At 69.6% G+C, this 19,002-nt stretch carries 18 protein-coding genes, 1 tRNA gene and 1 pseudogene; 6 read left to right on the top strand and 14 right to left on the bottom strand.

Annotated features, from left to right (window positions below):
- Nucleotides 1-23 precede the first annotated feature (23 nt).
- The gene (locus ABD143_RS02105; protein ID WP_343970371.1) at nucleotides 24-494 is read right to left on the bottom strand and encodes a GatB/YqeY domain-containing protein; all 471 of its coding nucleotides are present in this window, start codon (nucleotides 492-494) and stop codon (nucleotides 24-26) included.
- A gap of 45 nt (nucleotides 495-539) precedes the next feature.
- Here ABD143_RS02105 and ABD143_RS02100 point away from each other — a divergent pair, with 45 nt between their 5' ends.
- The 4 genes from ABD143_RS02100 (at nucleotide 540) to ABD143_RS02085 (ending at nucleotide 3,791) form a co-directional block, all read left to right on the top strand.
- Nucleotides 540-1,481: a metallophosphoesterase gene (locus tag ABD143_RS02100; protein WP_343970368.1), complete on the top strand. Its 942-nt coding sequence runs from the start codon at nucleotides 540-542 to the stop codon at nucleotides 1,479-1,481.
- Nucleotides 1,482-1,505: 24 nt separating this feature from the next.
- Nucleotides 1,506-1,582, top strand: a tRNA-Pro gene (locus tag ABD143_RS02095).
- A gap of 547 nt (nucleotides 1,583-2,129) precedes the next feature.
- On the top strand, nucleotides 2,130-2,729 hold the full coding sequence (locus tag ABD143_RS02090; protein WP_343970365.1) for a hypothetical protein: 600 nt from the start codon (nucleotides 2,130-2,132) through the stop codon (nucleotides 2,727-2,729).
- A 75-nt stretch (nucleotides 2,730-2,804) separates the two neighbouring features.
- Nucleotides 2,805-3,791: a hypothetical protein gene (locus ABD143_RS02085; RefSeq protein ID WP_343970362.1), complete on the top strand. Its 987-nt coding sequence runs from the start codon at nucleotides 2,805-2,807 to the stop codon at nucleotides 3,789-3,791.
- Nucleotides 3,792-3,949: 158 nt separating this feature from the next.
- On the opposite strand, the gene ABD143_RS02080 is transcribed toward ABD143_RS02085, so the two are convergent.
- Genes ABD143_RS02080 through ABD143_RS02065 form a run of 4 tightly spaced genes read right to left on the bottom strand, consistent with a single transcriptional unit; the run spans nucleotide 3,950 to nucleotide 7,938 of the window.
- Nucleotides 3,950-4,825 (bottom strand): cytochrome c biogenesis CcdA family protein, encoded by an 876-nt coding sequence (locus ABD143_RS02080; protein WP_343970359.1) that lies wholly within the window; start codon nucleotides 4,823-4,825, stop codon nucleotides 3,950-3,952.
- Nucleotides 4,822-5,463: a TlpA family protein disulfide reductase gene (locus ABD143_RS02075; RefSeq protein WP_343970356.1), complete on the bottom strand. Its 642-nt coding sequence runs from the start codon at nucleotides 5,461-5,463 to the stop codon at nucleotides 4,822-4,824. The genes ABD143_RS02080 and ABD143_RS02075 overlap by 4 nt, the downstream gene beginning before the upstream one ends.
- Complete coding sequence (locus tag ABD143_RS02070) at nucleotides 5,463-6,092, bottom strand: SCO family protein (protein WP_343970353.1); 630 nt, start codon at nucleotides 6,090-6,092, stop codon at nucleotides 5,463-5,465. The genes ABD143_RS02075 and ABD143_RS02070 overlap by 1 nt, the downstream gene beginning before the upstream one ends.
- A gap of 22 nt (nucleotides 6,093-6,114) precedes the next feature.
- Nucleotides 6,115-7,938 (bottom strand): multicopper oxidase family protein, encoded by a 1,824-nt coding sequence (locus ABD143_RS02065; protein ID WP_343970350.1) that lies wholly within the window; start codon nucleotides 7,936-7,938, stop codon nucleotides 6,115-6,117.
- Between the two features lie 686 nt (nucleotides 7,939-8,624).
- Here ABD143_RS02065 and ABD143_RS02060 point away from each other — a divergent pair.
- Nucleotides 8,625-9,020, top strand: a complete 396-nt coding sequence (locus tag ABD143_RS02060; protein WP_343970347.1) for a PPOX class F420-dependent oxidoreductase — start codon at nucleotides 8,625-8,627, stop codon at nucleotides 9,018-9,020.
- A 133-nt stretch (nucleotides 9,021-9,153) separates the two neighbouring features.
- Nucleotides 9,154-9,312 (top strand): annotated as a pseudogene (locus tag ABD143_RS38100) (CysS/YqeB C-terminal domain-containing protein); the annotation flags it as partial.
- A gap of 51 nt (nucleotides 9,313-9,363) precedes the next feature.
- On the opposite strand, the gene ABD143_RS02055 reads toward ABD143_RS38100, so the two are convergent.
- The 9 genes from ABD143_RS02055 to ABD143_RS02015 form a co-directional block, all read right to left on the bottom strand.
- Nucleotides 9,364-9,903: a DinB family protein gene (locus ABD143_RS02055; protein ID WP_379659780.1), complete on the bottom strand. Its 540-nt coding sequence runs from the start codon at nucleotides 9,901-9,903 to the stop codon at nucleotides 9,364-9,366.
- A gap of 33 nt (nucleotides 9,904-9,936) precedes the next feature.
- A complete protein-coding gene (locus ABD143_RS02050) occupies nucleotides 9,937-10,359 on the bottom strand; it encodes a DUF1707 SHOCT-like domain-containing protein (protein ID WP_343970344.1) in 423 nt (140 codons plus the stop codon).
- Nucleotides 10,360-10,494: 135 nt separating this feature from the next.
- Complete coding sequence (locus ABD143_RS02045; protein WP_343970341.1) at nucleotides 10,495-11,430, bottom strand: hypothetical protein; 936 nt, start codon at nucleotides 11,428-11,430, stop codon at nucleotides 10,495-10,497.
- Nucleotides 11,397-12,524, bottom strand: coding sequence for a CapA family protein (locus ABD143_RS02040; RefSeq protein WP_343970338.1), 1,128 nt, complete (start codon nucleotides 12,522-12,524; stop codon nucleotides 11,397-11,399). Before ABD143_RS02040 ends, ABD143_RS02045 begins: the two co-directional genes overlap by 34 nt.
- 55 nt (nucleotides 12,525-12,579) lie before the next feature.
- A complete protein-coding gene (locus tag ABD143_RS02035) occupies nucleotides 12,580-13,704 on the bottom strand; it encodes a CapA family protein (RefSeq protein WP_343970334.1) in 1,125 nt (374 codons plus the stop codon).
- Complete coding sequence (locus tag ABD143_RS02030; protein WP_343970332.1) at nucleotides 13,701-14,840, bottom strand: CapA family protein; 1,140 nt, start codon at nucleotides 14,838-14,840, stop codon at nucleotides 13,701-13,703. The genes ABD143_RS02035 and ABD143_RS02030 overlap by 4 nt, the downstream gene beginning before the upstream one ends.
- Nucleotides 14,825-15,625, bottom strand: a complete 801-nt coding sequence (locus ABD143_RS02025; RefSeq protein ID WP_343970329.1) for an alpha/beta fold hydrolase — start codon at nucleotides 15,623-15,625, stop codon at nucleotides 14,825-14,827. Before ABD143_RS02025 ends, ABD143_RS02030 begins: the two co-directional genes overlap by 16 nt.
- Before the next feature lie 29 nt (nucleotides 15,626-15,654).
- On the bottom strand, nucleotides 15,655-17,385 hold the full coding sequence (locus ABD143_RS02020) for an ABC transporter ATP-binding protein (protein WP_343970327.1): 1,731 nt from the start codon (nucleotides 17,383-17,385) through the stop codon (nucleotides 15,655-15,657).
- Nucleotides 17,382-18,557, bottom strand: a complete 1,176-nt coding sequence (locus tag ABD143_RS02015; protein WP_343970324.1) for a P-loop NTPase family protein — start codon at nucleotides 18,555-18,557, stop codon at nucleotides 17,382-17,384. Before ABD143_RS02015 ends, ABD143_RS02020 begins: the two co-directional genes overlap by 4 nt.
- Nucleotides 18,558-19,002: the final 445 nt, after the last annotated feature.

The following is a 19,002-nucleotide window of genomic DNA, read 5'->3' as shown; positions in this document are numbered from 1 at the left end:
TGGACGGGGACGGGCGCCTGGCCTCAGCCGGCCAGCAGTGCCTTCACCGCCGCCGCCACCCGGCGCCCATCTGCCCGGCCGGCGGCAGCAGCCGTCGCCTTCTTCATGACCTGGCCCATCTGGCGCGGGCCAGGCTGCTCCCCGAGCTCGGCAGCGGTCTGGTCGACGGCCTCGCGCGCGATCGCGGCGAGCTCGTCGTCGCCGAGCTGGGCGGGCAGGTAGCGGGCAAGCACCTCGCCCTCGGCGCGCTCCTGCGCCGCGAGCTCACCACGTCCGGCCGCGGCGAAGGCCTCCGCCGACTCGGCGCGCTTCTTCGCTTCCTTGGTGATCACCTGCAGCACCTCGGCGTCGTCGAGCTCCCGCGCCTCCTCGCCGGCCACCTCGGCGTTGCCGATCGCCGTCAACGTCATCCGCAGCGTGGCCTTCACCAGCTCGTCTCTGGCCTTCATCGCCGCGGTCAGGTCCGCCCGAAGCTGCGCCTTGAGTGTGCTCACAGGATCAAACGCTAATGCAACGCGCCCTCGACGTACTCTGCTGAGGTGAACAGCTGGGCTCGCGTGGCAATCGGCGCCACCACCACCGGAGCGGCCACCGTCGCCTACGCGGCCGGCGTCGAGCGTCGCCGCTGGACCCTGCGTGAGGTCACACTCCCGGTGCTCGCCGAGGGGGCGCGGCCGCTGCGCGTCCTGCACGTCTCCGACCTGCACATCACGCCGCGCCAGCACAGCAAGCAGCGCTGGGTCGCCGAGCTGGCCGCACTCGAGCCCGACCTGGTGGTCAACACCGGCGACAACCTCGCGCACCCGCGGGCCGTGCCCGCCGCCGTCGCCGCGCTCGGCCCGCTGCTGGACCGGCCGGGCCTGTTCGTGTTCGGCAGCAACGACTACTTCGGTCCCACCCCGAAGAACCCGGCGCGCTACCTCGTGAAGAGCAAGCGCCGCATCCACGGCGAGCCGCTGCCGTGGCGGGACCTGCGGGCAGCCCTCATCGAGCGCGGCTGGGACGACGCCACTCACAGCCGGGTACAGCTCACCGTGAGCGGCGTCCACGTCAGCGCCGCAGGCGTCGACGACCCACACCTCGGGCTGGACCGCTACGGCCGCATCGCGGGGCGTCCGGACGGCGAGCCCGGCCTCCGCCTCGGCCTCACGCACTCCCCTGAGCCGCGGGTGCTCGACCGGTTCGCAGCCGACGGCTATGACCTCGTGATGGCGGGCCACACCCACGGCGGGCAGCTGCGGCTCCCCGGCGTCGGTGCGATCGTCACCAACTGTGGGATCGACCGCTCCCGCGCCCGCGGAGCCTCCCGCTGGGGCGCTCACACCTGGCTGCACGTCTCGGCGGGACTCGGCACATCCCCGTTCGCCCCGGTGCGCTTCTTCTGCCCGCCCGAGGCCAGCCTGCTGACCCTCGTGCCCCGCCCGTCGGTGGCGGCGGCCGCGAGGGCCACCCCCGCGTCGGCCGCCGCAGACGTCGGCTAGAGTGAAACACGGCCTTCGGGCCATCGGGGTGTGGCGCAGCTTGGTAGCGCGCTTCGTTCGGGACGAAGAGGTCGCAGGTTCAAATCCTGTCACCCCGACCACGTAACTCCAGGTCAGGGCCGGTTTCCTCACTCGGGAAACCGGCCCTGACGCCATTGGGCCCGTCTCGGGAGAAATCTGGGAGCCGGCCGCCGGATGAGGCTCGTGTGGCGCCTTCTTTGGGTACCAGCCGTGCGGCAGGTTGGAAGAACCCGTGCGGGGCAGCACTCCGGCGTGGAGACGACCGGGGCATAGCTTTGGCGGCTCGCCCTGCAGCTGCTCGACGAGCTGGGCACTGGCGCCGGGGAGAGCGACGGGCTCTCGACATTCGCACGGCGAAATCGATCCGGGCATGCCGTCGCCGCTGTCGACGGTGTGGTCGAGCCGCGACTCAGGGAGCGTCGCGACGCCGCGAGCGATGCCGTTCACCCGTGCGAGGGACTCGGTTCCCTCCGGCGGGCGATCAGTCCGGCCCGGGTCGGCTGCGATCTTCGGAACAGATCGGGCAAGCCGTGCCCGCCGATCCGGAAAGCGGACATGCCCATCCTCACCGAAGCACCGCCCCGGCCCAAGCGGCTACGCGCAGCCTGGTCGGCCGCTCATAAGCCCGTGGCCGGGGTTCCCCAGTGGGCGCGGATCGCCGCTTTCACCATCCCGTTCACCGTTCTGCCTTCCGGCATCTGGCGGATCGCAGCGGTCACCTTCCATCTGCCGATCGCTCGCGGCGAGCGGCATGGTGCCGGAGACATCCCGCCCTGGCTGCCTATCGAGCTGTACGTGGTGCTCCTGTCGGTCCTGTCCGAGCTGCTGGCATTCACCGCCATCGGGCTCATCTCCATGTGGGGAGAGGTGTTCCCCCGCTGGATCCCGGGGCTGCGTGGCCGGCGGGTACCGGTACTCGCCGCCGTCGTCCCAGCCGCTCTCGGCGCCGCCGTCCTGACGCTTATGTGGACGCTGGCGGCGGTCACCATCTCGCTCGGACGCGACGTCCACGGCGACCCACTCCCCGCGGACTTCGCCCTGGGCTTCCACGACTGGCAGGGTCTCCTGGCCGTCGCAGCCTACGCGCCGCTGCTGCTGTGGGGGCCGTTGCTCGCCGCGGTCACCGTCGCCTACCACCGTCGCCGCACCCGCGCCGCAGAAGCCGGTCATCGGCGGTCGGCCGAGGACCCGGGGCGGGGTTCTCGGTGGCGACGCCGGCCGGCGTAGGCGCCCTTCGCCGCTGCGGCGTGGGGCGCGCTGTACGCCACCGTTCAGGTCACCTGGGCGGCGACGGGCACTGTCGTGCCCTGGACACCGCACACGCCGTACGCGCCGCCGGGCCAGCTCGTCCTGGCCCTGCTCGCCGTCATGGCTGCCGGAGCCTGCCTGGCCGGCACCAGGCCTCGCGCTCATGCCGGTCGGCTGGCGGTGACGGCGCTCCTGACGGTGACCATCCCAGTGTTCGCGGTGGGGACGATCTCTCTGCCGCTCTATGTCGTCACGCTGGCGTCGGGTTCGGGAGTGGAGAGCGCCACCGGCCTGTCCCATGCCCTGCTGGACTCGGCCGGCGTAGGTGTCCTGGCCGTCTCGGCGGTGACCTTCCGCCGCCGCCTGCAGGGCAGGTGCGCCCGCTGCGGCCGGCTCCACCCGGGCATGGGCGGCGACCGACTCGCCCACCCCGCCGCCTCGGTCGCTCCGCGACGGACCCGGGTGGCGGTCTATGTCCTGATGTGCGGGATCCTGCCCTGGGCGGGGGTCAAGACCATCTGGACGCTGGGCGGCGATGCGCTCGGCGTCACGGCGGAGGAGTGGCGGGAGGCCAACGCCGGCGCGTCCGGGTCGGTGAAGGCGCTCGCATCGGTGGGGATCGACATCACCGTGCTGGCCGCCATGCTGGTGGTCTTCCTGCTGCTCGGCCTGATGTACCGGTGGGGGATGGTGTTCCCCCGGTGGACGCTGTTCCTGTCCGGGGTGCGGGTCCCGCGACTGCTGCCGCTGATCCCGGCCTGGTTGACCGCCCCTGGCCTTTCGGTGTACGGGATCGCGCTCACGATCTACGCTCCGCTTAGCGCGCTCGGTGTGCTGCCGAGGATCGAGCCGTCGGGCGGGTTCACCAGCACGGGGGTGACCTGGATGGTCGAGTTCGGCGGCTTGGCGTTCGGTGGGCTTGGCCTCGGCCTCATCACGGCCGCCCGCTCCTACGCCTCCCGCACCCGCCCCACCTGCGCCATCGAAGGGGTGTCCGCTATGCCGGCCACGGACATCCCCGAGGGGTACGACAGCATGTGAAGCTCCTGGCCAGGCGTGTTGATCTAGTCAATCGCCCGTCCACCGGGAGCTTCACCCATCCGCGGTCACGCCACGCCGTACGCTTGCTGACCAGCTCATCCAGGTCGGCAAAGGCTGACTGCCCCCTACCGGAGTATGGACGGCAGTGGTGGGCGTAGTCAGAGCGGCGATTGCCAGTTCGCGACGAGGCTCTGCAGGTGGTAGATCAGCGTCGACCAGGCGCCGGTCACCTGCAGCACACCCACGAGCACGAGGAGCAGGCCACCGACCCGCATGACGGTGCGGGCGTGGCGACGCGCGAGCTCGAACACCGCGAAAGCGCGTTGCACCCCGAGCGCGGCGAGCAGGAACGGCACACCGAGGCCGACGCTGTAGGCGAACGACAGCGCGGCACCCCGACCGGCGCCTGCGGTGCTGGTGGACAGGGCGAGTACGGCGGCCAGCGTGGGGCCGATGCATGGCGTCCAGCCGACGCCGAACAGCACACCCAGCAGCGGCGCGCCGGCGACGCCAACCGGCGGCCGGTAGCCGACCCGCCAGGCTCTGCCGGCGAGGGGGATCCTGCTGAGGAGCCCGGCGAACATCAGGCCCAGCCCGATCGTGAGCACGCCGAGGACCCGAACGACCACGACTTGATGTTCGAGTAGCGTGCTTCCGACGGCGCCGAACGCCGCGCCGTAGCTGGTGAAAACGGCGGCGAAACCCAGCACGAACAGGCCGGTGCCGAGCATCGTCCGGCTCGGCACCCGACGCACCCGCGTGGCTGTCGCCGCCGCGGTGGTCGATGTGCCCGTGGTCGAGCCGGCGGTCGTCTGGACGTCGGTGGTCGAGGTCGACTGTGAATGGTGCGCATCGGCGCCGGCGCTGCCGGTCACGTAGGCGAGGTAACCGGGCAGCAATGGCAGGCAGCACGGGCTGAGGAAAGACACCAGCCCGGCGGTGACAGCGACCGGGATCGCGACCAGCAGCGGGCCGTAGGTCACCAGGTCACCAGGGTTGGCCGTGGCAGCCCCGGAAGCGAGGGTGGCGATCATGATCCGCCCTTCTGCCCGGTGGGGGGTTCCTCGGCGAGGACGTCGTCGACAAGCCCGTGGAGCGTGCCGTAGCTGATGATGCCGACGACCCGGGCGGCGATGTGTCCTGCCGGGTCGACGACGACCGTGCTCGGCACGGCACTGACCGGGATCACTCCGTTGAAGGTCAGCATCAGACTCCCGTCGTCGTCGATGAGGCTCGGATACGGGATCTCGAAGGTGCGGACGGACGCACGCGCGGCGTCGATGTTGTCGCGGGTGTCGACGCCGACGAATCGCACGCCCAGCGCGGCGGTCTCGCGGGCGACGCGGGCCAGGTCCGGTGCCTCCTTGCGGCAGGGTTGGCACCAGGAGCCCCACACGTTGATCACCACCACGTGTGCCCGCAGGTCGACCAACGCCAGCTCGTCGCCGTCCAGGGTCTGGCCCCGCAGCTCAGGACCCTGCGGACGACTGCGCGCAGGGTAGACGGTCACCGCGCCCGATGCACCGGGCGACGTCTGCGCCGGGCGCTGGTTGGCTGCGAGAGAACTCCAGAAGTCGTTGGGCCACGCGACGACCGTCATGGCCGCCACGACCGTAACCGCGACGATCGTGGCGACAGGTACTACGCCGTGGCGGCTGATGAGCCGGATCACTATGCCTCCGAGGCAGCGTCCATGAGGTCCCAGCGCAGCCCGCGGACGATGTGTTGCGGGTTCCCGAGGACTGGGACGCCCGCCCACTTCATCGCCGGCTCGTCGCCGTGGCGGAGCATGCCGACGTGGTTGTCCACGTCGGCGTCCTCCTCGGCGTTCTGGAAGGTGAAGCCGAGCGCGCGGCGGAGCCGATCGATGTCAGCGGGCTTGCCGGTGAGAAACGACCAGCCCGGGCCGACGTCGTACCGCGAGGCGTACTCCGCCAGCACCGCCGGGGTGTCGACCACTGGGTCGAGGGTGATCGTGTACATGAAGATCTCACGGCCGACCGGCGCGCCCAGCATCCGCTGAACCCTCGCAATGTTCGCCGTGGCCAGCGGGCATTGCTCGGTGCAGGACGTGTAGATGAAGTTGATCAGGACCTTCTTGTCCTTCACCAGGTCGGTGTAGAAGTGCACCGCGAGGCCCGGTGCCGTGACCAGCGGTACGTCGGGCAGGTGGAGCCGCTGGAACCGCTCTCGCGCCGACAGCTGCCCGCCATGGTCGGTCGACCGGCGGGTCGCCCACGCACCCAACCCGCCGACGACCGGAGCCGCGCCCAAGACGCCCAGCACGCCGCGTCTCGTCATTGTCACCACGTCAGTCGCCCCCTCACGGTGCGGTCTTGTTGTCGCCGACGTCGGCGACCTCGAAGAGGAGCATCATCTGGTGGTCCTCGTGAACCGTGTTGTGACAGTGCATCGGGTAGCCGCCGCGGAAGTCGCGGAACTGCATCAGGATCTCGATGTCCTCATCACCGAGCTGGACGACGTCCTGGCGACCGAAGTCCCCCTCTCCCGGTCGGACCAGCCGGCCGTTCCGGCGAACGATCCGGAACTCCTCCAGGTGGATGTGGATCGGGTGCTCCCAGCCGCCGGAGCTGTTCTGCAGGATCCAGCGCTCCGTCGTGTTCCGCTGGACCGTGAAGCGGAACTTCGTGCAGTCCATCAGCTGGCCGTTGATCTGCCATTGGCCGTTGCCACGTTCGAACCTGAACGTCCGCGTCAGTCGGGGTGTGAGGTTGTCGATCCGTGGCAGTGCGATCGGCGCGAAGACGTTGTCGGTGACCGAGGCCGGCACCCGCGGGCTGGCGACCGGCTCGGGGTCGAAGCTGTTGTCGACCACGTTGCCGCCAAGCAGGCGGAACTCGAGCACCGGGGTGCCCTGGCCGGCCGGGAAGATCGTGCCGGTCGGCTTGCGGCCGTTGACCATCTCCAGCCGGTTCTCCAGCCAGATCCTCGACGGGTTGCCGAACCGCTCGGCGATCTTCTTGAAGTCGATGATCACGTCCGCCCGCTCGGCCGCGCCGAGCAGGAAGCTCTTGATCTCCAGCGGCCGCGGCAGCAGGTTGCCGTCCGAGCTGATCTGCCACAACGGGATGCTCTGGGACAGGTTGTCCGGGTTGGTGAGGAAGAGGCGATAGGTGCGTGACGGGCCGGCGTCCAGGACCCGGAAGCGGTAGCGGCGCTTGCGCACCTCGAGGAACGGCTGCACCTTCCCGTTGACCAGCTGGGTGTCGCCGACGAGGCCGTCCAGCCCGAAGGTGTCGAAGACCAGCAGTCCGGTGTCGGGATCGAACAACTTGTCGGCGAGCAACAGCGGGATGTCGAAGGCCGGGAAGCTCGGCAGCCGCAGCCCGGTGTTCTCGTCACCGGTGTCGAACTCGTTGAACGCCAGATGGAAGCCGGCCAGCCCCTTGTAGACGTTCTCCGCCGTGTGGTCCACCCGGTGGTCGTGGTACCACAGCGTCGACAGCGCCTCCTCGACATTCCCGAGCGGCGGGTGCGTCGAGTCGAAGCCGGCGTACTGCATGGTCTGGTAGTAGTCATAGAACTGACCACGCCGGAAGAACCGCGCTTGCACCGGATCACACGCGCCGCCGTCGCTGTCCGGTCCGCTGTGGAAGTTGTGCAGGTGGGTGGACGTCTCCGGTACGCCGAAGCCGCCGTTCTGCGCCTGCGGCGGCAGCTGGTTGTAGCGCCGGATCAGGGTCGGCGCATGGTAGCGAGTGACGATCGTCGGGCCGGGTGACAGCGGCGGGTCGGCGGCGAAGTCCGTGTCGCCCAGGTTGAAGCCCCAGAAGGTCTGCGCGGGCAGGTCCGGGTGGACGCTCACGTTCGGGTTCGCGCCCATCCGGGTGATGAACTGCTGCTGCACCGGAAACCGCTCCCGGAACTGGTGCGACTCGGTCCGGCCCTCGAACGGCAAGCCCGTCGCCGGGTTGATGGTGCGGTTCGCCGCGATCGTCGGCGCCGGGGTGAACGCCGACGCCGGCCGCAGCGGCAGCACCGGCATGATCGGCAGCGGCTCGACGAACGGCGTCACCTTCGGACTCAAGCCGAGCCCGAAGCTGCTGGGAGTGGCGCTACTACCGCTCGCCCACGCGCTCAGCCCCTGCTGGGTTACCAGGAAACCACCACCGGTCAGCAGAGCCATCGTGAGCATGTCACGCCGGTTCAACCCCGCTGCGATCAGCTCCTGACGATTCCTGCGCGCGCGCAACGCCGCCCTGTCCACTTGGAACCTCAGAAGGTTCATCCGCCCCTCACCCCATTGTCGTCATGACGTCGCACACAGGCGGATACGTCGATGTCCCCGGTAGCGACCGGGGTCAATACGGGCGGGACGGCGAAGGGCCGCGGCAGCTTGCTCGCCGCGATTAGTGATCTGGACATCGCATGCTGCTTTTCTGTGAAGGACGGTGTGGTCTTTCCTCTGCCCTCCGCTTGCAGGGCGGCGGACGCAAGTGGTCGACGCGGAAAGTGGTGTGGTGGCACTTACTGGACTGTGTGAAGACTTGACTTCCACGACCTCGCCGTATAGACCACAGATGAGGGGCCGACGACCCCCCATCCCGGTGCCCCTCGCGCCCTGCTGCTTTCCGCGCTTGCGCCCCGAGTTCTTCGCCCGCTTCAGTGCCGGCTCCGTCCTGCCCGGAGACCATCGCTGAGGGCCGCATCGAGGAGTTGCCACTGTTCCGCGAGACAAGCCGCTCCAGCCGCCGCACCTTGCCCCATCGTGCGCATCGGCCAGATCCGCCCCGACCGGGCTGCGGCCACCGGTCGGTAGGGGTTCACCCAAGAGGCGGAATAGCGCCAGGCCGGCGCAAGGTTCGGCGGGGTATGGCACTCAGACTCTCGGACGCCGTACGCATCCTGATCGACGGCCCGACCTTCGCGACCGTGGCGACGCTGAACCCGGACGGAGGTCCACAGACATCGGTCGTCTGGGTCGGGCTCGAGGACGACGACCTGGTGTTCAGCGCCACCGAGGACCGGCGAAAGGTCCGCAACCTGCGGCGGGACCCGCGCGTGAGCGTGTCGATCACTGACGTGGCCGATCCATACCGACACACCCAGCTGCGCGGCACGGTGACGATCACCCCTGACCCGGACAAGACCCTGCCGAAAACGCTCAGCCACAAGTACCTCGGCGAGGACCCACCGTCGGAGGGGCCAGAGGTCGAGCGGGTGATCGTCCGGCTCCACGTCGACAAGGTTGCAGGCAACATCCGATGACCGAATTTGAACGACGGGGGCGAGCTGACCCGGTTGAAAGCCGAAGGGCTGCTCACCGGGCAGCTACGCGCGGCGTTCAAGAGGGTTCGACCACCCGTGGCGCGGCACTGCCGACCCGCGCGAGGGCGACTTCGTGCGGTGGGTGGACCGCAGCCCGGACCTCGACGAGCCCGTCCACGCGCTACTGCGCGCTCGCAAGCGGGCGATGGCCGACAAGCGGAGCGGGGCCGCCGGGGAAGCGCTGGACGCGCTCCGCGTGATGGGGGTAGCCGTCCGAGACCGGGACGGCGGCCAGGAGTACCGCCGGGCGCTAGTGGCCCGGTGTCGCTCCCGAGCCGCGACGCTAGTACCCCGTAGCTCCGTCAATCCGTTCCCGGAGCAGGTCGGCGTGGCCGTTGTGCGCGTACTCCGCGATCGTGCCCACCATCACGCGGCGCAGAGCAACCGGCCCGCCCGATGCCCGATTCACGCCCGTGTCGTCCAGCGCGGCTGCCGCCACGATCTCCCGGGAGCGCCGGCATTCCGCCCGCCACAGGGCGAAGGCCTCCTCGACGTCGCCATCGAGGGACTCGAAGTCCTGCTCCGGGTCGTCGTCGGAGTAGTACAGGAGCGGGACGTCCTCCCCCGCGAACTGGATGCGGAACCACCACCTCTCCACACCGGCCAGATGCCTGAGCAGGCCGTGGAGCGTGAGCCGGGACGGCGGAACCAGATGCTCGGAGAGCCGATCCCGCGCCACCCCCGCACACTTGAGCGCGAACGTCTCGCGTTGCCAGTCGAGGTAGGCCGTGAGGATCTCGCGTTCGTCGCCGACCAGCGGCGGCGTCGTTCGGGAATCGTCGACCAACGGCAGAGCGAGCTGCGGTACGGCGTCGTCGGACACGCAGCGAAGAGTGGCGGACCCCGCTGAGGGCGGTCAGGTCCGGGGCGGGCGGCCGATGCCGGCGGCGTAGAGCACGGCGAGCGCGGCGCCGGGCGGGATGGCCACCCAGAGCCACCAGGGATAGACGAATCCGACGGTCAGCGCGAGAAGGCCCCAGACCATGAGGTTGACCGCCGCAAGGCTGGCCCAGACGATCGTCAGCACTCGCATGGCGGTGCCGCCGCCGGTGTCCGAGAAGACCGGGCGGGGGCCCGGGCCCTCCGGGAGCGCGGGCAGGTCGGCGGTGACGCCCTCCAGTTCGCCCTTCGTCCGGGCGGCCCACACCGAACGGACACGGTCGTCGAACTCCGTGAGGTCGAGCTGGCCGATCTCGTGGGCCCGGCGCAGATGGTCCTGCACCTTCTCCCGCTCGACGTCCGACACTCGCATATCCTCGGGGCGCACCGGCTCCGTCACGGGGCCATGATCGCATGGACCCCATTCAGCTGGGTCATCCGATCGACCGATCAGATCCGGCCCGCCGCCGGCGAACCCGTCCATCTTCTATCCAGCCGACGCCCTTCTATCCAGCCGTCGCCGCCCGCCTTCACATCAGCGCGCATTCGTGAGCAGCAGTGGTGCTGCCAGCGGTGCGACGTCGTGGTGTGAATGGGCGACGCCAGGTAGGACTGCCAGCCGCCACCGGAACTCGATGGACTCGCGCGCCGCGACCGTCCGCGACGTCTGGTAGAAGTTCATCCCGCGGTCCAGCCTGTTGCGCCCCTGGGCGTCGGCTTGGGAGTCACGACGCAGCGAGTCGCTCTCCGTTTCGATGTCGTCGGCACCCAACATGACGACGAGGTTCGAGGCGAGGGCGCGCTTCGGCACGCTCTGTTGGGACGGCGCTCCATCCAAGCCGTAGGGGAACGGCACGGAGTTGTCGAGCGTCGTGTACCAGCCGGCGTTCGCCGCGACGGCGATCCGGGCCCGATGCGCCGGCATGAACTCGACGAACCGGTGCACGAACTGCGCCCCGGCGGAATGCCCGAACAGGGCATAGTCCCGGGTGCGACTGCCCATCTCCCGTACGACGAAGTCGAACAGCGCCTCTACGACGTGGAAGCTCCACTTCGCCTCGGGCTGCAGGTCCCCGTCGCCGTCGACCATGTTGCCGACGCTGTACATCTCGCCGGGGTAGAACTCCTCGCTGAACTCTGGCACGAGGACGAGGACGTTGTTGGGCTCCACATACTCGTGCCAGGCGGCGCGGTATCCCTCGGCGTTGCGCCCCATACCGTGCATCACGATCAGGATCTGCGCAGTGCTCGGGTCGGCCGGCGCGTCGTACCAGACCCGGACGGGACGGTCCCCCAGCGGCGCATAGCCCTTGAACGTGAAGTCGCCGAGCCCTGGACGGATCAGTGGGTCCTCGCGCTCCGGGCTCCCGCCGGACGAGCACGCTGCCAGCAGCACTGTTACGACGACGACGGCGCCGAGCAACCGCCTGCCGCCCCTCATTCCCCGGCCCGCCGGGCGAAGCAGCCGCACGGGATCACGCCGACGTCTCCGTGCACGGTCAGGTCAGCGTGGAGCGCAGGAAGGTTGGCTTGCGCCTCGGAGGGGGTGCACGGCTGCGGTTGGAACCCCACGACGTCGTTGTCGGACTGTAGACAGCGGATCGACAGCTGCGCCGGGCCCTCGGCGCTCAGCTCGACCCCGACGGCCAGACCGATGGGAGGTACCCGAATATCGTCGAACCGCCCAGGGGAACCGAAGACGAAGTTGCCTACGCTGTAGACCACTGGCATCGACCCGATGAACTCGATCGGTTGCGCGGAATGCGATCCACTGCCGACCACCATGTCGTAAGCCGCTTCGGCGAACTGCTGGGCCCAATGCCGCTGCTCAGCGTTGATCGGTTGGTAGTTGTCGCCCCAATGCACGTTGGCGATAACCCAGTCCGCTCCCGCCAGACGCGCGGTCTCGGCCCCGCGGGCGATCGCCTCCGAGCTGAACTCCACGGTGCCCGGCTCGTCGGGGCCCGCCCTGGTTCCGAAGCTCTCCCCCATCCCGACGACGGCGAGCGTCCCGAGCTCGGACCGCAGCAGGAGCGGCTGCTCCGCGCGTTCGATGTCGGGTCCCGCGCCGAAAGCCGATACACCCGCCGCCTCGAGGTTGCTGATGGTGTTGATGAGCCCGACCGGGCCGACGTCGAAGACGTGGTTGTTCGCCATCGTCATCGCGTCGATCCCGGCGCGAGCCAGCGCGCCCGCCGCCTCCGGCCTGGTGGAGTAGCTGTACTCCTTGTCGATCGACCACGGCAGCGTGAGCGTCGTGATCGGCGATTCGGCCACCGCAATGGCGAAGTCCCCCACGAGCGAGTCGCGAGCGGCCTGCAAGGGCCAGTCGTAGCCCTTCTGGTCGATGAGGGGCTGAGCAGCGTCGCCGAGCATCGTGTCCCCCACGAACTGCACCGACAATCGGCCGTCGGGACCCAATGCGACGTCGCGGGAGATCACCGGTGGGGTCATCGGGACGGCCGGTTGCGGTGCGGTGAGCGCCATCGAGGCGCCAACCGCGCCGATGGTGCCCACGGCGGCCACGGCGGCGACCACTGCGATGAGCCTTGGGTTGCGCTTCATGACCGTTCCTCAGGCTCGCTTGAGTGGTTGCCCGAACGAGATTGCCGCCTCGGGCTCATTCCTCGTCCGGCTTTGCGAAACACGTACCGCAGCGCAGGACTGCCAGGCCGCCCTGCACCTCTAGCTCCGCATTGAGCGTTGGAAGGAAGGCCAGCGTTTCGGCCGGGTTGCACGGCCGCGGCTGGAATTCCACCGCTCGGTTGTCGGCCGCGACGCACCGGACCGCCAGCCGCGGCGGCGCGTCGCGGCTCAGCTCGAATCCCGCCGACAGGCCGAACCCCGGGATCCCTAGCTGCTGGTAGCGCCCGTTGGTCCCGTAGACGAAGTTGCCGACGCTGTACAGCACCGGCATCGACCCGATGACCTCGATCGGCTGCACGTAATGCGGGCCGCTGCCCACGACGAGGTCGTATCCGGCGGTGGCGAAGACCTCGGCCCAGTACCGCTGCCGCGGGGCAACCGGCTGGTAGCTGTCACCCCAATGCACCACCGCGACCACCCAGTCCGCTCCGGCGGCTCGGGCGAGGTCGGCGCCGCGCTGCACGGCCTCCGGGCTCAGGACCATCGTGCCCGGGGAAATCGCCCCAGCTCGGTGGCCGAAGCTCTCGCCCATGCCCACGATCCCGATCGTGCCGAACTCGGTGCGCAGCATCAGTGGCTGCTCCGCCCGGGGAAGGTCGGGACCGGCACCGAAGGTCGACACGCCGGCCATATCCGCGTGCCGCATCGTGTCCGCGAGGCCGACCGGTCCGGTGTCGAACGCGTGGTCGGTCGCCAGGCTGAGCGCATCGACCCCTGCGCGCGCCATCACGGCCGCCGCCTCCGGCCCGGAGACGAAGACGGAGGCGGACGACGGATCCCAGGGCTCGACATGATCCGAGATCGGAGCCTCGGCAGCGGCGATGACGTAGTCCGCCCCCGCGAGATGCGACCGGACGGCGTCGAAGGGCCAGTCGGGCCCTTGCTGACGCTGCTGAATGAGCAGCGGGAACTCACCGCCCAGCATGGTGTCGCCGAAGAGCTGGATCGAGAGGCGTCCGTCCGGCCCCGTCGGCACGTCCCGCAAGATCGTCGGCACCGGCGGTAGAGGCGCTTCCCGCACGACCTCGGCCCCGACGACGCCTGCGGTGAGCACGAAGAGCGTTGCGAACACACCGATCAGCTTCTGGTCGCGCGTCATGATCGACCTGAGCTTTCGTTCCGTCTGGCGAAGCAGCCGTCGCAGCGCAGGATTGCCACGTCCCCCTCCATGGCCAGATGTGCGCTCAAGGTCGGGAGGAACGCCTGTGCCTCCGGTGCCGAACAGAGCCGGGGCTGGAAGTTGATGACCATGTTGTCGGTCACCAGGCAACGCATTGCGATCCGCGCAGGTTGATCGCGGCTCAGCTCGAGCTCCACGGATAGACCGAGACCGCGCGCGTTGTTGGTCGCCCAGCGCCCTGGAGTCCCGAAGACGTAGTTGCCGATGCTGTAGAACACAGGCATCGAACCGACGAACTCGATCTGCTGCGTGGTGTGCGGACCGGTGCCGACCACCATGTCGTACCCCGCATCGGCGAACACCCGGGCGAACTCCCGCTGCGCGGGATCGATCTGGGCGTAGTTGCCGCCCCAGTGCACAGCGGCGATCACCCAGTCGGCGCCCGCCGTCCGGGCCATCGCAGCGCCGCGAAGGACCGCCTCTGGGCTGAGCACCAGAGTGCCGCCCTGGTCCCCGGCGGCCCGGTGCCCGAAGCTCTCACCGATGGAGATGACGCCGACCGTCCCGGCAGCGGTCCGCAGCAGCAGCGGCTGCTCCGCCCGCGCGATGTCAGGGCCTGCCCCGATCGAGGGGATCCCCACCGCGTCGAAGTGTCGCATCGTGTCCGCCAGGCCCTCCGGTCCTGCGTCATAGGCATGGTTGTTCGCGAGGGTCACCGCGTCGATGCCCGAGCGCGCGATAGCGCCTGCCGACTCCGGCCGGGAGGTGTAGGAATACTTCTTCGCGGGGTTCCACGGAGCGGTGTGCTCGCTGACCGGCCCTTCGGCGTTGGCGATCGTGTAGTCAGCGGTCACGGCCGGTCGGGTCGCGTCGAACGGCCAGTCGTAGCCCTGTCCGCGTTGATCGATGAGGTTCTGCACCTCGTCGCCGAGCATCGTGTCTCCAAGGAACTGCACGGTCAGCCGGCCGTCCGGGCCGACCGGCACATCACGCGACACCACGTCCACCTGCGACCTGTCGAGGGCGGCGCCCGCTCCGGCCGCACTGACCGCGAGCACCGCCAGGGCCACGAACACACCCATCAGCTTCTGGTCCCGCGTCACGTCGTCGGCCATGTCGGCGGGTCCGCTGGCGACGGGTCGCCCTCGGGCGCGGCCGCCGTCTGCGCGGTGTGTAGGTAGTCGAAGACACGCGTGACGAGCCCTCCGCGCTCCACCGCCTCGGAGAACGAGTGGCCGGTATCGGCCAGCAGGTCGAACGTCACTTGCGGGCGCAGGTCGCGGGCCCTCGCCTCGTCCTCCAGGTGGTCCATCCACCGGAGGGCGCGGGTGAGCCGGTCGGGCCCCTGACGGCGGTCGATCCCGCCGCCCGTGCGCAGGTTCCGGTCGCGATCGAGGTCGAGTTCCCCGACGAGCACGTGCACCGGGATGCCCAGAAAGCCTGCGACGTCGACAGCACGGCCACCGCTCTGCACGCTCGCACCCACGCCACGAGGGAAGGGGCGGTCCTCGTCGAGGTAGGTGTACCACCCGGCGGAGGCGACCACGACGCGCAGGACACGGGAGGGCGTCAGCATCGCGAACCGGTGCACGAACTGGGCGCCTCCGGAAAATCCGAGCAGGTCGACCCGGTCGGTCGGCACACGGAGGTGCCACGACGCGTCCTCCAGGACGCCCACGAGGGCGTCCATGGCGGCGAGCGGGCCGTCCGCGCCCGCGAGGGATTGGTAGCCCTCGAACCGGTCCGGAGCGAAGATCGGCGCGATCAGCGGGATACCGTGCGCGATGGCCGTCGGTAAGAATGCCCTGAACTGCCGGTTCGCCCCGCGGCCGTGGCCATGGACGAGGACCAGCGGCGGCTGGTACCGGCCGGTGGGCGGCACGAAGGCCCGGTAGCTCATGGGCGGCCCGTCCTCGGGCGTCCGAGTGGTCAACGGGAGGCGAGCTGCGGCCACGGCACCTCCCCTTGTGAGTGGCGCCACGTCCGGTCGTCGTACTCCCCGCCGGTCAGGGTCGCGACGACCCGGCCCCGGTCCAGGACCCAGACCTGGTCGGCCATCGCCAGCTCCGCCGGGTCGTTGGTCGCCAGCAGGACGGTCCCACGATGCCGGGCAACCATCCGCCGGAAATCCTCCTTGCCTGCCGGGTCGAGGTTGGCCGAAGGTTCGTCGAGCAGCAGGATGGGTGGGTTGCCGAGGAGCGCACGCCCGAGCGCGATGCGCTGTCGCTCGCCGGCCGACAGGTTGCGGCCGCCTTCGACCGCCCAGGTGGTGATGCCGCCGGGCAGCTCGCTGATCACGCGGTCGAGGCCGCTCGCGTAGATCACGCGGGACAGCTCGGAGGAGTCCACGTCGGGTCTGCCATAGGTGACGTTGCGCCGGATCGTGCCCCGCATGAGCGGCAGATCCGGGCTGACCATCCCGATCTTCCGGAAGGTCGAACGCGGCGTCGTCGTGGCGAGGACCTGCCCGTCGACGAGGACCTCCCCGCCGGTCGGCTCGACGAGTCGTGCGAGCAGTCCGAGGACGGTCGACTTCCCGGCACCGGAGGGCCCGGCCAGGGCGACGAGCTGCCCGGGTCCCGCGGTCGCCGTGACCCCGTCGAGCGCGCCCTCCACCCGGACGTCCCGGAACTCGATCCGCCCCTTGCCCACCCGTAGCGGCCTAAGCTGTGCGGGATCGAGCCCGTGGCTGGAGCTGCGCAGGAACTCGAGGACCTTCTGGCGCGATACCTGCGATCGGTGCCAGTAGTCGTGCGCGAGCCCCAGCGTGCGCACCGGGGAGGTGAGCAGCCTGCTCACGACCACAGACGCAACGACGAGCCCGACCGTGGCCGTGCCGCGCCGGATCTCCAGCAGACCGATGGCGAGGACGGCGACGACGGCGAGCAGCGCGGTCGCCGAGGCGATCCCTCGTAGCCGCCCCCGCAGCTCGGCGACGCGGTATAGGGAGCGGGTGAGCGAGTCGTTCTGCCGGGACAACCGGGTGTACTCCCCACCGGCTCGTCCGAAGACCTGCACGACCGGCAGCGCGTTGACCTGCTCGTCGAGGTTGCTGATCAGCAGGGACCGGCGCCGCCGCATCGTCCGGGTTGCTCGGCGGATGGCCCGCCCGCTGGCGAGGGACACGGCCGCTCCCGCCGACAGCACCGCGATGAGGACCAGCCCGATCCGGTAGTTGAGCACCGTGAGCACCGTCAGGGTCGGGATCAGGATGATCAGCGCGACTGCACCGCCGAGTAGGCCGCGGCTGATCCAGGTCCGCAGCATCGACAGGTCGCCGATCATCCGCAGGATCAGACCGCCGCGCGAGCGGTGCTGGACCTGGCGCGGGGTCATACCCTGGAGGTGGCTGTACATCTGCATCCGCAGCCGCTGGACGATGTCGTAACCGATCTTCTCCGAGACGGAGAACTCCCACGCCCGCAGGCAGCCGTGCAACAGCACCAGCACCACGAGGATGCCCAGCTGGACGAGGGTGACCCGCCAGGCCGCGTCGGCCTGTGCGCCGATGACCGGAGAACCAAGGGAGTTCGCGACCGACGCTACGAGGAGGACGAACGCAATGAGGGTGCCGGCCTGTCCGAGCCCGAGCCCGAGCACAACGGCCACCCTGAGGGGCGGCAGCCGGAAGGGATCGAGCTGGCGGGGTTGCGGATTCATCGGGGGTCCCCCACCGTGCTGATGGCCTCCTCGTTCGTAAGGATCGCGGCGTGGTCTGAGAAAGGCCCGTCGGCCTCCCACTCGGGTTGCACCGACGGCCACGGTGTCGCCGCGTCGAGTGCCTGCTTGTCGAGCAGCTCCGGCGGCAGACCGATGACCGCGCTTGCGGCCACCGGGTCGACGAGCTCGGGGATGCCGAGGACCGGGAGCCCGAGAACGCGCTCCGCTTCACGGGTCGCGAGGGGGGACCGCGTGATCCGGCCGCTCACCGCCGCAACCTTCAGACCGAGGCCCCGCAGGTGAGCGACGCCGGCGGCGGCGCCCATCGCGTCGGCGGCGGCGAAGATGACCACGTCCACGGACGATCGGAAGACCTCCGCCTCGATCAACCGGGACGTCTCGCGCTGGTAGATGCCGTCCGCGATCTCCACGAAGTTGACGTCGGTGCCGGACGCGGTGAGGTGGTCGAGCAGTTCGACGAAGGTGCGTTCGACCTGCTGCATCGGTTGCCGATACGTCGAGGCGAGCCCGACGTCGGTGAAGTCGAGCATCAGGTGTGCACCCGCGTCGATCATGACCCAGTAGTCGTTGCCCGAGCCGGTGCCGGTCACCTTGGTGACGCCGGCCCGCACGCCGGCCCGGCTCAGCCCGCGCACGAGGAAGTGGATGATCGTGGTCTTGCCCGAGTTCATCGACGTTCCGATCACGGCGACCGTGAGCGGCCGGTCCCGCTGTGGTCGAACAGGCTTCATGGCAAAGTCCGCCACGTTCAGCGGCCGTCCCTGGTCGTCGCCCACGAGGCCGACCGGCAGCAAGTCCGTGGCGTTGCGCACGTCGAGACTGCGGCTCAGTGCGGCCGAGGCGATGCCGCCGGAGGCCACGAGCTGGGTCTTGCGCAGGTCGTTCGGAACCTCGGCCTCGTACTGGTCCGGGGCGTACCGGTCCGCGTAGGCCACCAGGACCTCATCGCCGACGTGCAAAGCAGCGCGGCGGCCGCTCGGCTGCTCGATCCTGCGGTGCTGACCGAGACGCGAGACGACGGCCAGCACGACGTCGCCCGATCGCGGTCGTACCATCCCGCCGATCAGCGTCCCCATGGCCGAGCGCGGTACGTGGCGGAGAGCGAAACCCATCTTCGCGCGTTCCAAGCGCTCCTCGCCGAAAGTCTGCACCGCGATCCGTCGACCGTGCGGCGATGTCCGGTCATTGGTCATCAACACCTCCAAGAGGTTGTTCATGGTCTGAGATCACGAGTGCGCCCGCTGCGGGACGTCGATAGGACGGGCGGTACCGTTAACATCCCATTACGTTTCTCAGCCATTCAGCTTACTGGATCGATTTAGTTCCGAATTAGAACAATTCCGCCTTCCCGGCAGATCAAGTTCAGTGAGGAGTCACGCCATCTCGCAAAACGGATGCCGACAGTTTCCGAAATGAGTGCGGATCCGTCGTTGTCCCGCCAGCGCGATGACGCCCATGAGCCCTGGCAGAGAGGGTCGACCGGGAGGCTCGGTCCGGACCGCTCGGGCCGAGAGCATCCGACGAGCCCATGGATCCCGGCTGACTCGCCCGTTGCGAGGCCTGATGCGTTCGGCCCGACGGAAGTGGGGTAGCACG

The sequence above is a fragment of the Pseudonocardia aurantiaca genome (assembly GCF_039526725.1).
Classification (GTDB): Bacteria; Actinomycetota; Actinomycetes; order Mycobacteriales; family Pseudonocardiaceae; genus Pseudonocardia; species Pseudonocardia aurantiaca.
This window is presented reverse-complemented; position numbering and strand designations above follow the sequence as displayed.